This window comes from Mucilaginibacter segetis (genome assembly GCF_016522075.1).
Lineage (GTDB): Bacteria > Bacteroidota > Bacteroidia > Sphingobacteriales > Sphingobacteriaceae > Mucilaginibacter > Mucilaginibacter segetis.
Genome location: NZ_JAEHFW010000003.1, coordinates 165,237 through 178,335, shown reverse-complemented (window position 1 = coordinate 178,335; position 13,099 = coordinate 165,237). Strand labels below are relative to the sequence as shown.

The window sequence follows — 13,099 nt, the reverse complement described above, 5'->3', positions numbered from 1 at the left end:
ACAAAAATATTAAAAAAATCCATTACAACTTAAACTATCGGCAATCGTATAAGTCAATAATAATTAAACAACTAACAAAACAGTATTTTGTTAAAAATTGTTAAAACTAATCATTAATTTGTAAGAGTATGGATTGATGAGCACAATATTTATATTTTTGCATACAATATAAGCTATGGGCATAAAGTTTACTAAAATTAATTCCTGGGTTACTGTAATTGTGATGGCAATAGCCGTTAACGTTGCGCTTGCGAGGGGAGTTAATGCCCAAAAAAGTGACACTTCATACTTACGCAGCATAAAAGCCAAGCCAAAAAAGCAATCATTTTTAAAAAATATGCTTCATTTGGCCCTACCACCGCTCAAACCTGCAGTGGTATCAAATACTAAAATTAATGTGTACAAACCTGATGATAAGCTACTGACCAATATTCAGGTTTATCCTAATCCAATTACCGATCAGGTTTTTAATATAAAGTATACTGTTACACGGGGAGCATTTGTAAACGTTAAAATTATGGACGTACTTGGTAACGATGTTATTACCGTACAGTCGCAACGGGTTGAAGTTGGTGATCAAACCATCAGCTATAATTTAAACAACAGACTTTCCCGGGGCTTTTATTTTTTACGCATAGCAGCCGGGACTGAAACCGTGAACCAACGCATATCCATCTGGTAATACAGGCTGCTTAATTCCATTTTAGCTTTTTGTAAGGATATATAATTTATAGCTTTGGCGTTATTATATTTACTATGAAGATAATAGCTATAGGCCGCAACTACGCCGAACACGCCAAAGAACTTAATAACCGCGTACCAACCGCTCCGGTTATTTTCATGAAACCGGATACCGCCTTGTTAAAAGATAATAAACCCTTTTATTATCCCGATTTCTCCAAAGATATCCATCACGAAATTGAGATAGTTTTAAAAGTAAGTAAAGAGGGAAAACATATCAGCGAAAAATTCGCTGGAAATTATTTTGAAGAAATAGCCCTTGGGGTAGACTTTACCGCACGCGACATACAGCAAAAACATAAAGAAAAAGGATTGCCCTGGGAACTCGCTAAAGCGTTTGACGGCTCGGCACCAATTAGCCACTTTGTACCAAAATCAAACTTTAAAGATCTTTACAGTTTAGATTTTCACTTGAATATAAATGGTGAAACCCGGCAAACGGGCAACACAAAAGACCTGCTTTTTTCGTTTGAAAGCATAATTGCTTTTGTTTCGCAATATATTACACTTAAAAAAGGCGATCTGATATTTACAGGAACGCCGCAGGGTGTGGGTAAAGTGAGCATAGGCGATCGTCTGGAGGGTTATCTGGGCGATGAAAAGCTGCTTGATTTTTACATCAAGTAGTATTCGTTCATTAAAAATAAAATTTCATCTGTTTACATGCTGCTTTCACCAAAAAAGAAAAATCCTGAACGTAATAATTCACCGCAATTCCTGCCATCAAAAAAGTTTCTTGCCACTGCATTTTTGGTAATTGCAGGTTTTTTTAGTTCCTATTCGCAGGATATCATTCAAAGTAAAATATACCCGCAAAATTATTTCCGTTATCCCCTTGACCTGGCACCAAGCACAGCCGGCTCTTTCGGCGAATTAAGGGCTTCACATTTTCACTCCGGGCTCGATTTTAAAACCAATCAGCGTACAGGGTACCCGGTACATGCCGTGGCAGATGGTTACATCTCCCGCCTAAAAATACAATATGGTGGTTTTGGGCAGGCTATATATATCACCCACCCCAACGGCTATACATCCGTTTACGGGCATATTGAAAGTTTTACGCCGGAAGTTGCCGACTACATTCGTAAGTATCAATACGATAATAAAACCTATGAATCGGACATTGAGGTGCCGCCTGCCATGTTCCCGGTTACAAAAGGCGATGTAATTGCCCACTCGGGTAACGAAGGGGCATCGGCAGGACCGCACCTGCATTTTGAACTGCGCGACACCAAAACCGAAGAAACCATTAATCCTCAGCTTTTTGGCTTAACTATACCCGATAAAATACCACCATCTATTACCGGTATAGGTATTTATCACCTGGATGGCAACCCTTTCAGCGAAAAAACACCACATGAATTTTTAACGGTAAGCGGCTCAGCCGGAAGTTATCATTTACAAAAACCTCAGGTACTGCATTTAAGCGGAAACACCGGCTTTGCCATTGCAGTAACGGATGTAAACAGTGCATCGCCTAATCATAATGGCATCTATTCATTAGAGCTTAAACTAGACGGCAATACGGTATATACTTTTACGGTTGAGCGTTTCGCATTCGATCAAACACATGCCATAAACGCCTATGTCGATTATCCAACCTATCTTAAAACAAGGCGATGGATGCAAAAGTGCTTTATTTTACCGGGCAGTCGCATTACGCTGTACCCGCAATCTGTTAACAGGGGTATTATGGCCTTTAATGATGATTTGGTACACGATGTGCAGTATGTGGTGAAGGATATTGCCGGAAATACATCTACCCTGAAACTAAAGGTACAATCAAGCCGCAAAGAGGGTATTAACACACCTGATAAACCTGAGGGAACTTTTTTCCATTACAATACCATAAATGAATTTAGTACCGACAGGGTAAAAGTGCGGATAGAACCCGGCAATTTATATGATGACCTGGATTTTGTATATTCCACATCACCGGCCAAGCCCGGCGCGCTTTCGGCAACCCACAGCATACATAATAAATATACACCCGTGCATGACGGCTACGACCTTTGGATAAAACCGGATACTGACCCCGGCAGATATGCCGATAAAGCACTTATAGTGGGTACAGGAATAGGCAGTATAGGCGGCAACTATCAGGATGGTTATGTAAAAGCCACCGCACATGCCTTTGGCGATTATTATATTAAGCTGGACACCGTTCCGCCTGTTATACGGCCATTAAATATAAAAGATGGCAGTAACATGCATGCCGTTAGAGCTATAAAATTCAGGATGAGTGATAACCTTTCGGGTATTAAAAGCTACGAAGGTAAAATTGATGGTAAATGGGTACTGATGGAACTGGGTTATAAAACTAAAATATTAAGTTATACCTTTAACAACGACATTGCACCCGGAAACCATACGTTTGAGTTAACCGTAACTGATTATAAGGATAACGTTTCTACTTTCAGGGCAGCATTTAGTAAATAATATAATTATGGCAGCATTAGCACCGGGCGAAAAGGCCCCCGATTTTACATCGAAAAACCAAAACGGAGAAACTATTTCTTTAAAGGATTTCACCGGGAAAAACGTTATCCTTTATTTTTACCCTAAGGATGACACCCCCGGATGCACCGCAGAAGCGTGTGATTTCAGGGATAATTACCAGGCACTTACCGGTAAGGGTTTTGAAGTTATTGGCGTAAGTGCCGACGACGAAAAATCACACAAAAAGTTTGAGACTAAATATACCCTGCCATTTAACCTTATAGCTGATACCGACAAAAAGATAGTAGAAAAATACGGTGTTTGGGTAGAGAAAAATATGTATGGCAAAAAATATATGGGTATTGCACGCACCACCTTTGTAATAAACACGGAAGGTATAATTGAACATGTTATTAATAAAGTTGATACCAAAAACTCAACGCAACAGGTGTTGGACCTACTGGCTTAAAGCCACTTACGTATACCAGGCAAACAAAAGCGCCTTATTTTTATTTAAAGAGAATAAAATTTAATAAATGTCCACTCAGGTAGAAGACGAAGAAATACTAAGCAAGTTCCGGGAGGAAAAAACGCGGAACGAGGCTTTTAACCTGCTGCTTAAAAAGTATCAGCAAAAAATTTACTGGCATGTGCGCCGTATGGTTATTGACCATGATGACGCCGACGACCTGGTACAGGATGTTTTTATTAAAGTATGGAAAAACTTATCCGGCTTTCGTAATGATGCACAATTGTATACCTGGATGTACCGCATTGCTACCAACGAGTGCATTACTTTTTTAAACAAGAAAAAGCAGAAGAATAATATATCGTTGGATGATGTAAATCATGAATTGGCTAACACGCTGGAGGGTTCATCGTATTTTAATGGTGAACAGGCACAAAAAAAATTGCAGCAGGCCATTTTAACCCTGCCGGATAAGCAACGGCTGGTGTTTAACATGAAATATTTTGATGATATGAAATACGAGGAAATGTCTGATGTTTTGGGTACAAGTGTGGGTGCGCTTAAAGCTTCTTTTCACCTGGCAGTTAAAAAGATAGAGAGTTTTTTACTATCCACTGATTAATTTTTAAATTAGCATTAAACCTTTTGAATTTTTATTCATCTATAACAGAGTATGAAAAGCGATATGGAGAATAAAGAGTGGGCGGACGAATATATGTCACTTAAACAGGTTAACTCAAAAAACCCGTTTACAGTGCCCGCAGGCTACTTTGAAGTGGCCGGAGATCGTATTTTGTCGCTCGTGAAATTACAAAAATTCAAAAAAGAAGATGCAGACGGGTTCAGCGTTCCGCAAAATTACTTTGATACTTTACAGCAAAACATACTAAGCAGAGTAAATATTGAACATACCGCTCCTTCAGATGGCACTAATTTTAATATTCCTGCCAATTACTTTGAAGAACTTACTGATAAAATTCAAAGCAGGATAAATATTGAACAAGCGGTAAATAATAGCCGTGCAGATTTTGAAGTTCCTGAAAATTATTTTGACCAACTGGCCGGTAACATTCAAAGCAGAATAAACATCAGTGAGTTTGCAGAAGACGAGGGATTTACTGTTCCTGAAAATTATTTCAACGATTTACACCAGCAGGTAACTGCACGTATTGCTGTTGATGAACTTATACAAACCAATACAGAAACCTTTACCGTACCTGCAAATTATTTTGAACAGCTTAATAAGAATATTGTAAATAAAACTATTAAGCATGATGATGTATTGCGTAAAACAATTGTGCGCAAACTGTTTGCTTCAAATACTTTTAAATATGCTACTGCAGCCTGCCTTGCATTGGTTTTAGGCGCAGGGTACTACTTAAATAAAAATAACGCGCAGGTAATTACCCACGACCAAAGTTACCTGCATCAACAGTTATCAGAAGTTCCTGTTGATGAAATAAAAAATTATCTTGAACTTCATATTGATGCCACCGATACACATGGCATGATGGATAATAATACCCAAATTAATACCGACGCCCTGGATCAAGACCTCCGGGATTATGTTGATATTAATTAATACTATGTTTCATGAATAAGCTGCTCAAATATATTTTTATATTATCTGTATTTCTTTTCACTATTAGTGATGCTTCGGCCCAGGTACGTAAACAAAATTTCAGAAGAGGGACAAAAAAAAGCGCCTCAGTCTCTAAACTGGAAATAGCCCGCGATAATTTTTTATCGCAACAGCTGTCCCTTACCGATGCACAATCAATTAAGTTCTGGCCAATATATCATAAATATCAGGAGGAGCTTAAAGCGGTACGCATATTAAAACGCTTAAATAATTCAAATGCCCAGGCTAACGGCACCGAGCAAATTGATAAGGAGCTATATTACGAAAATCAACTCCTCTCTATACGCAAACGCTACCGCGATGAATTTTTAAAGATACTGCCTGCCGAAAAGGTGAGCGAGCTTTATAAAAGCGAACGTGAATTTACCGATGAGTTGATAAAACAGCTCAGCGAACGTAGTGTACGCGCAGGTAATTAATTACTCTCCCTTAACATAAAGGGCTGTAAAGGTCATATATTTAACCTGCAGAACTTTACCTTTGCTCTTTAATTCCTTATATAGTATGTTAACCCTGCGCCAGCTTTTTCTTAACCACAATGCACAAACTACCGGTTTCCCTCTTTTACTTGAGTTTGAACGTGCGCAGGGGATCTATTTATACGATAAGGCAGGCACTCCGTTTATTGATCTGATATCAGGTATCGGGGTAAGTAACCTGGGGCACGGCAATCCGCAGATAATTAATGCCATAAAACAACAGGTTGATAAATATATGCACCTGATGGTGTACGGCGAATATGTGCAGGCACCGCAGGTACTATTCGCTCAAAAACTTACGCAAGTATTGCCTGATAATCTGCAATCTGTATACTTCACCAATTCAGGATCCGAAGCGGTTGAGGGGGCGCTGAAACTGGCCAAACGCTTTACCGGCAGGCAGCAGATCATTGCCTGCAAAAATTCCTATCACGGCAGCACACATGGTGCTTTAAGCGTAATGGGCAACGAGGAATTTAAGCAGGCGTATCGCCCGTTATTGCCGGGGATAAGCTTTATCAATTTTAATAATACCGCCGACCTGCAATATATCACTAAAGCAACAGCCGCAGTAATAATTGAAACTGTACAGGGCGAAGCGGGTATTCGCGTACCTGATGTGGCTTATATGCAGGCGCTGAGAGAACGCTGCACCGAAACCGGAACACTATTAATACTTGACGAAATACAAGCCGCATTTGGCCGTACAGGCACGTTATTCGCCTTTGAACATTTTAATATTGTACCTGATATACTCTTATTAGCCAAAGCGCTGGGGGGTGGTATGCCTGTAGGTGCATTCATAGCGTCGAATTATATGATGGATATGTTAAAAGAAAAGCCTATATTAGGGCATATTACAACATTTGGCGGGCATCCGGTTAGTTGCGCGGCAGGCTTAGCAGCTTTAGAGGTTTTACTCATCGGGCAATTACATCAGCAAGCAACCCAAAAGGAACAAATTTTTAAACAACAACTCACCCACCCCGCAATAAAAAACATACGCGGCAAAGGTCTTATGTTGGCTATTGAGTTCGAAAGCTTTGAACTGAATAAAAAAATAATCGACCGCTGTATACAAAATGGAGTAATTACCGACTGGTTCTTGCATTGCAGTAACTCAATGCGCATAGCGCCACCATTAATTATCACTGCTGAGGAAATCATAAAAGCATGCACCGTAATAACGGAGGCCATTGATTTTCATACACATGCACTGTAACTTTTAATTCAACCCGGTTTAAGGTTTGATATCTAACAAAAATATTACGATAAAATAACCATCGTCATTTTTTAGCGAGGTTAATTGGTATAATTTGTGCACTGTGATGCTTAGTTGTATAAATTATATCATACTGATTAAAAAAAATTCACTTATCTGGTCAGAAGTGCACACTTTTCGGGTCAGTAATGTTTTTTTAATCAGGCAATAATTACTACAATATTAACTATTAACAACTTCTTATCTACAACATGAAAATCGCCTATATTTCTACTTATCCACCGCGCGAATGCGGAATTGCTACTTTTAACCAAAACCTCATGCGTGCTATAAACGCAAACTTCCCTAACAGGAGCCTGCACGATGGTGGATATGTTGTTGCATTAAATGATTCTGAAAACCTGCAGGAGTATGAATATCCGGAAGATGTTAAATACGTTATACGACAAAATCACCAGAAAGACTATATAAGAGCCGCAAATTATATTAATACCAGTACAGTTGATGCCTGCATATTGGAGCATGAATTCGGCATTTACGGTGGCGAAAGCGGTATTTATATTTTACCGCTGATCAATCGTCTCGAGAAACCTTTGATATCCATACTACATACCATATTAAAAGAACCAAGCTATGTACAGCGAATTATTATTCGTGAAATTGCCGAGCAATCTTCTAAAATTGTGGTAATGAGTAAAAGGGCAGTAGAATTTTTAACTACTATATATGATATCCCGGCCGAAAAGATACAGATAATTGAGCATGGCGTACCTGATTTGGAAGCGCCGGAGGTTAATCCTGTAAATACGCTAAGTACATTTAAAAACCGCAAGGTAATGTTAACTTTTGGTTTGCTGAGCCGGAATAAAGGGTTGGAAACCGTAGTACGCGCATTGCCTAAAATTGTAGCCAAACACCCCGATGTAATGTATGTGGTGTTGGGTAACACACATCCGGGAGTAATAAAAAACTCCGGAGAAGAATATCGGGATCATTTAAAATCATTAGCGGCTGAATTAAAGGTTTCCCAGCATTTATCTTTTATAAACAAGTTTGTTACCGAAGATGAATTGATCAATTACCTTACTGCAGCTGAGGTGTATGTAACTCCTTATCTTAACGAGGCACAAATTACCAGCGGAACTTTATCTTATGCCGTTGGCGCCGGGGCGGCGGTAGTATCCACCCCATATTGGCATGCTACAGAATTGTTAGATAATAACCGCGGCAGATTATTCGACTTTAAAAATGCCGAAGCATTAGCCGATACCGTTAATGAATTATTGGATAATGATGAACTGCTTAATGAATTAAAGCAAAACGCCTATGAATATGGCCTGCATCTGCGCTGGCCGGTTATAGGTGCCGAATACATTAAAATTGCCCAGATAGCAGCCGCCACGCATGATTTTAGCGACAAGATATTAAAGAATAGCATAGTTGATCCTGAGATTTTGCCAAATTTTAGTTTGACCCATGTATTACGATTAACTGATGATACCGGCATTGTGCAGCATGCTAAATATGGTATTCCAAACTTAAAAGAAGGCTACTGCCTTGACGATAATGCCCGTGCGTTAATTATGGCATTAATGGCGTATCAGCGTAATAAAAGTAATGAGGCTTTTGAGTTATTACCAGTGTATTTAAGCTATATACACTACATGCAAACCGATGATGGTAATTTCCGTAACTTTTTAAGTTTCAACAGGCAATATCTTGATGAAGTGGGCTCCGAAGATTCCTTCGGGCGTACCATATGGTCATTAGGTTATTTGATAGGGTGCGCGGCAAGCAATTCTTATCGCGAGTTCGCCATGGAGATATTCCAAAAATCAATACCGCACTTTAAAGCTTTAAAACACTTAAGGGGGATGGCTAATACAGCAATAGGTTTAAGCTTGTATTTACAGGAGTATCCAACTGATGAAGGATTGGTGAACGAACTGGTAAGACTAACGCAGCCGTTAATTGATGCGTATGAAAATAATCATTCGGATGACTGGCATTGGTTTGAAGAAAAAATGACCTACGATAATGCCATATTACCTTTAGCGCTTTTGCATTCCTGCGAAATTACCGGCGATGAAAATGCAAAACGGATAGCATTAGAGAGTATGGCCTTTTTAGATAAGCTCACCCTGTCTAACGGTTATCTTAGCCCGGTTGGTAACGACGGATGGTATTACCGTGGGGGTACCTTCCCTACTTTTGACCAGCAGGCTATAGAAACAATGGCGATGGTATTGATGCATTTTCAGGCTTATCAGATATTCCGCAAGCCAAGGTATATTGAGAAAATGTTCCTGAGTTATAAATGGTTCCTGGGAGAGAACACGCTGCGTGCGCCATTATACGACCACGAAACAAAAGGATGTTGCGACGGCCTACTGCCAACAGGCATAAACCGTAATCAGGGTGCAGAGAGTACACTTGCATATTTAATATCTCATTTAACCGTGTTAAAGGCGTTTGAGCTGGAATATGAATATAATAAGGTAGCAACACAGGTAAAGGTTTGCTAAGTATGAAGGTGGCGGTTTTAGCCCCCGTTGCCTGGCGCACTCCGCCGAGGCATTACGGCCCTTGGGAACAGGTTGCATCAAACATAGCAGAAGGCTTGCTAAAACTGGGTGCAAATGTTACTCTTTTTGCCACAGGTGATTCTTTAACTGGTGGCAAACTGGAGTCTGTTTGTAGTATGGGTTACGAAGAAGACCGTACACAGGATGCGAAGGTACTGGAATGCCTGCACATCAGTCATTTAATGGAAATGGCTGATGAGTTTGATATCGTACATAACAACTTCGACTTTTTACCTCTTACTTATTCGGGACTTATTAAAACGCCTGTTATCACCACTATTCACGGTTTTTCATCGCCCCGCATCATTCCGGTTTATAAAAAGTATAATGATAAAGGTTATTATGTCTCTATCAGCAATGCCGACAGAAACCCTGAGTTGGATTATATGGCTACAGTTTACAACGGCTTAAACACTGCCGATTTTAAATTTACTGAGCAACCTAAAGATTACCTGCTATATTTTGGGCGCATACACCACGATAAAGGCACTGCAGAAGCCATTGCTATAGCCAAGAGGAGTAACAGAAAATTACTCATAGCAGGAATTATTCAAGACGATAGCTATTGGAGAGAAAAGATTGAGCCTGAACTGAATGATCAGATCCAATATATTGGCCATGCAGGTCCCGAAAAGCGCAATGAACTTTTAGGCAACGCAATTGCGCTACTCCACCCCATAAATTTTAACGAACCATTTGGAATGAGCGTAGCAGAGGCTATGCTTTGCGGCACCCCTGTTATCGCGTTTAATAAAGGATCGATGCCGGAGTTGATACAGCACCAAAAAACCGGCTTTTTAGTTAACACCATTGATGAAGCAGTAACTGCAGTTAACGACCTCAACAAAATCAATCGTAAAGATTGCTTTGAATGGGCCAATACGCAGTTCTCCGCAGAAAAAATGGTAGCGGACTATTATAAATTATATCGGCAAATATTAGCTTAAACGCCGTCCTGCTTTAACCTTTCCAGCAATTTATCAAGATCTACCTCGGCAAATGAAGTTGATGAATCGGATATACCGTAAGGGATGATCAGTTTATTATTATGAACTATAGCACCGCATGAGTATAAAACGTTAGGAACGTACCCCTCACGCTCGTCACTGTTAGGTGTTAATAAAGGCTCTTTTAACCTGCCTATTTCTACACCCGGGTCATCCAGTTTTAACAAGCTGGCACCAAGCACATAGCGCCGCATAGGCCCTACTCCGTGGGTAATTACTATCCAACCTTCTTTAGTTTCAATCGGCGAGCCGCAATTACCTATCTGTATGAATTCCCATGAAAATTTTGGCTGTTGCAATAATATCGGTTTTTCCCAGATGTTTATCTTATCTGAATACATGATGTAATTGTTACAACCATCAATACGCGATATCATTACATACTTACCGTTTATTTTGCGTGGAAACAGCGCCAGATTTTTATTTTGCGCGCCATCGCCGTATAAAGGCATTATCTTAAAATTATAAAAGTCGGTAGTTTGCAATAGCTTGGGCATAATAAGCGATCCGTCATACGCCGTATAGGTTGCATAATAAACAGATGTGCCGTCATCATCAGTAAACTGTACAAAGCGTGCATCCTCAATACCTTTACGTTCATACTCCGAGATAGGGAATATCACACGATCCGAGATATCAGTATCCAGCGAAAAAACTATCTCGTAGTACGAATCAGCCAGCCACAATACTTTATCATACTCCAACTTTTTAATGTCGCTCTCCTGCAGTTTCTGTGAGTCGATAATTATGCGCCGAAGATTTGAATATTCAAAATGGTGGTCGAGTTTTGATTCCAGCTCACTCAGCACGTCAATATTAATTTGTGTTACCGCAGCTTTATCAAAAAACAGCTTTTTATTATAAACAGCGTTGCGCACTACTTCGGCCTCGTCGATATAGCTACCTGCGGGCAACACGGTTATATTATTAAACTTATCAATTAACGCGCGGCGGAAAGTAATAGATGATATGTGGCCCTCGCCTACTGCCCTAAAACTAATAATTACCCTGCGTTCCCCATCTTCCAATTCAGTTTGATCCGGGTCTTCCACCACAGACGGGTTAAAAAAGGCTGCAGATTCTATGGAATATTCATGTGTAAAGTACGATCCTATTAATAGTTTACGATACACCGTAAGCGTATCAAAATCTATATTTAATTGCCCGAACAATGGTTTTAACTTGCTACAATGCCTGTTTAAAACCCGTGTTATATTACGATGCCTTTTTGAATATTCCTGCAGTAATGGCGATACTATACCAAAAGCTATATCTTCGCTTAAACTCATTACTTTTTGAATAACTTCCTTAGCTCTGTCGTTTCCGTTAAAAAAGAAACGAGCAATAACTCTTTTTGGATCAGGATTTACTCTTATTGGTTTTCGCTCTATAGAAAGTTTCATATAATCAATTACATTTATTCACTAACGCTATACGCAGTAAATTGATTTGGGCAAATTAAAAAACCTTTCACCAAACTGAAAGTAATTATTAATATATACGTAATTAAAAAGGCTATAAATCAATTTTCAGATTTTTTATGGATATTGTTATAGCTAAAAGGAGTATAAAGAAATTTAATTATAGCATACTCTTCCTCTTGACCAGATAAGCTTTTAAAATAGCGTTATAATCCTGATCAATATCTGTCTCAATTATATCAATATGATATTGCGCGCATTTCAATTCAAGTTGATGGCGGTAGTTGCGTAGTGCTTCGCGATAGCTATCGCGTATTTTATTAGGATGTACGCGCACCTCTTCTCCGGTTTCTATATCTATAAAATGATGCGGGCGGTTATCAAAATTAAATTCCAGTTCTTGTTGTTTACTGGTAACATTAAAAATAATTACCTCGTGCTTTTTATATTTAAGATGTTGTATAGCAGCAAACAGATCCTGCATTTTTTGCGGATCAAGGCTATTCTCCAGCATATCGCTGAAAATGATCACCATTGAGCGTTGGTGTATATCCGCTGCCAGATGATGCAGTACCTGTGCTATATTTGTAGTTACATTTTTAATCGGATTAGTGTATATGCGCTCTAATTCCGCAAACAAATAAAACAAGTGTTTAGTTGTTGACCGTGCAGGGCTCATCCAGTCCATCTTATCCGAAAACAAACACAGGCCAAAAGCATCCCTTTGCTTTTTAAACAGATACATTAATGAGGCAATGGCATATGCCGAAAATTGTAACTTGCTTAAACCTTCAGCCGGATAATTCATGGATGAGGAGGTGTCCAGCAGCAGGTAACAGCGCAGGTTAGTTTCCTCCTCATATTGCTTTACAAACAGCTTTTCGGTGCGGGCCAGTAATTTCCAGTCGATATTTTTTACCGACTCGCCGTTATTGTATAACCGATGTTCGGCAAACTCCACTGAAAAACCGTGAAAAGGACTTTGGTGCAACCCGGTAATAAAACCCTCAACTACCTGTCGGGCAAGCAGTTCAAGATTGGCCAGTTGCCGTATTTCCTGATCGGTATTTAATTGAGGCATATGCCAAGTTAGC

12 protein-coding genes are annotated in these 13,099 nt (G+C 39.5%); 10 read left to right on the top strand and 2 right to left on the bottom strand.

The window, feature by feature from the left end; genetic code table 11:
- Window positions 1-175 precede the first annotated feature (175 nt).
- The 10 genes from I5M19_RS14460 to I5M19_RS14415 all read left to right on the top strand — a co-directional run bounded on the left by I5M19_RS14460 (window position 176) and on the right by I5M19_RS14415 (window position 10,524).
- Complete coding sequence (locus I5M19_RS14460) at window positions 176-682, top strand: T9SS type A sorting domain-containing protein (RefSeq protein ID WP_200067073.1); 507 nt, start codon at window positions 176-178, stop codon at window positions 680-682.
- 74 nt (window positions 683-756) lie between these two features.
- Complete coding sequence (locus tag I5M19_RS14455; protein ID WP_200067072.1) at window positions 757-1,368, top strand: fumarylacetoacetate hydrolase family protein; 612 nt, start codon at window positions 757-759, stop codon at window positions 1,366-1,368.
- A gap of 36 nt (window positions 1,369-1,404) precedes the next feature.
- Window positions 1,405-3,180 (top strand): M23 family metallopeptidase, encoded by a 1,776-nt coding sequence (locus I5M19_RS14450; protein WP_200067071.1) that lies wholly within the window; start codon window positions 1,405-1,407, stop codon window positions 3,178-3,180.
- A 7-nt stretch (window positions 3,181-3,187) separates the two neighbouring features.
- On the top strand, window positions 3,188-3,649 hold the full coding sequence (bcp, locus tag I5M19_RS14445) for a thioredoxin-dependent thiol peroxidase (RefSeq protein ID WP_200067070.1): 462 nt from the start codon (window positions 3,188-3,190) through the stop codon (window positions 3,647-3,649).
- 67 nt (window positions 3,650-3,716) lie between these two features.
- A complete protein-coding gene (locus I5M19_RS14440; protein ID WP_200067069.1) occupies window positions 3,717-4,271 on the top strand; it encodes an RNA polymerase sigma factor in 555 nt (184 codons plus the stop codon).
- 51 nt (window positions 4,272-4,322) lie between these two features.
- A complete protein-coding gene (locus I5M19_RS14435; protein ID WP_200067068.1) occupies window positions 4,323-5,231 on the top strand; it encodes a hypothetical protein in 909 nt (302 codons plus the stop codon).
- 11 nt (window positions 5,232-5,242) lie between these two features.
- Window positions 5,243-5,710, top strand: coding sequence for a hypothetical protein (locus I5M19_RS14430; protein ID WP_200067067.1), 468 nt, complete (start codon window positions 5,243-5,245; stop codon window positions 5,708-5,710).
- An 85-nt stretch (window positions 5,711-5,795) separates the two neighbouring features.
- Complete coding sequence (locus I5M19_RS14425; protein ID WP_200067066.1) at window positions 5,796-6,992, top strand: aspartate aminotransferase family protein; 1,197 nt, start codon at window positions 5,796-5,798, stop codon at window positions 6,990-6,992.
- Window positions 6,993-7,243: 251 nt separating this feature from the next.
- The gene (locus I5M19_RS14420; RefSeq protein WP_200067065.1) at window positions 7,244-9,517 is read left to right on the top strand and encodes a glycosyltransferase family 4 protein; all 2,274 of its coding nucleotides are present in this window, start codon (window positions 7,244-7,246) and stop codon (window positions 9,515-9,517) included.
- Between the two features lie 2 nt (window positions 9,518-9,519).
- On the top strand, window positions 9,520-10,524 hold the full coding sequence (locus I5M19_RS14415) for a glycosyltransferase family 4 protein (protein ID WP_200067064.1): 1,005 nt from the start codon (window positions 9,520-9,522) through the stop codon (window positions 10,522-10,524).
- On the opposite strand, the gene I5M19_RS14410 is transcribed toward I5M19_RS14415, so the two are convergent.
- On the bottom strand, window positions 10,521-11,987 hold the full coding sequence (locus I5M19_RS14410; protein WP_200067063.1) for a glycoside hydrolase family 130 protein: 1,467 nt from the start codon (window positions 11,985-11,987) through the stop codon (window positions 10,521-10,523). The genes I5M19_RS14415 and I5M19_RS14410 overlap by 4 nt on opposite strands.
- 178 nt (window positions 11,988-12,165) lie before the next feature.
- A complete protein-coding gene (locus tag I5M19_RS14405) occupies window positions 12,166-13,086 on the bottom strand; it encodes a DUF58 domain-containing protein (RefSeq protein WP_200067062.1) in 921 nt (306 codons plus the stop codon).
- Between the last annotated feature and the right edge of the window lie 13 nt (window positions 13,087-13,099).

Excerpts from the sequence above, each read along its gene's own strand:
- I5M19_RS14415 (WP_200067064.1), top strand. The coding sequence starts at position 9,520 with ATGAAGGTGGCGGTTTTAGCCCCCGTTGCCTGGCGCACTCCGCCGAGG.
- I5M19_RS14410 (WP_200067063.1), bottom strand. The coding sequence starts at position 11,987 with ATGAAACTTTCTATAGAGCGAAAACCAATAAGAGTAAATCCTGATCCA.
- I5M19_RS14455 (WP_200067072.1), top strand. The coding sequence starts at position 757 with ATGAAGATAATAGCTATAGGCCGCAACTACGCCGAACACGCCAAAGAA.
- I5M19_RS14405 (WP_200067062.1), bottom strand. The coding sequence starts at position 13,086 with ATGCCTCAATTAAATACCGATCAGGAAATACGGCAACTGGCCAATCTT.
- I5M19_RS14420 (WP_200067065.1), top strand. The coding sequence starts at position 7,244 with ATGAAAATCGCCTATATTTCTACTTATCCACCGCGCGAATGCGGAATT.
- I5M19_RS14450 (WP_200067071.1), top strand. The coding sequence starts at position 1,405 with ATGCTGCTTTCACCAAAAAAGAAAAATCCTGAACGTAATAATTCACCG.
- bcp (WP_200067070.1), top strand. The coding sequence starts at position 3,188 with ATGGCAGCATTAGCACCGGGCGAAAAGGCCCCCGATTTTACATCGAAA.
- I5M19_RS14430 (WP_200067067.1), top strand. The coding sequence starts at position 5,243 with ATGAATAAGCTGCTCAAATATATTTTTATATTATCTGTATTTCTTTTC.
- I5M19_RS14425 (WP_200067066.1), top strand. The coding sequence starts at position 5,796 with ATGTTAACCCTGCGCCAGCTTTTTCTTAACCACAATGCACAAACTACC.
- I5M19_RS14435 (WP_200067068.1), top strand. The coding sequence starts at position 4,323 with ATGAAAAGCGATATGGAGAATAAAGAGTGGGCGGACGAATATATGTCA.
- I5M19_RS14460 (WP_200067073.1), top strand. The coding sequence starts at position 176 with ATGGGCATAAAGTTTACTAAAATTAATTCCTGGGTTACTGTAATTGTG.
- I5M19_RS14440 (WP_200067069.1), top strand. The coding sequence starts at position 3,717 with ATGTCCACTCAGGTAGAAGACGAAGAAATACTAAGCAAGTTCCGGGAG.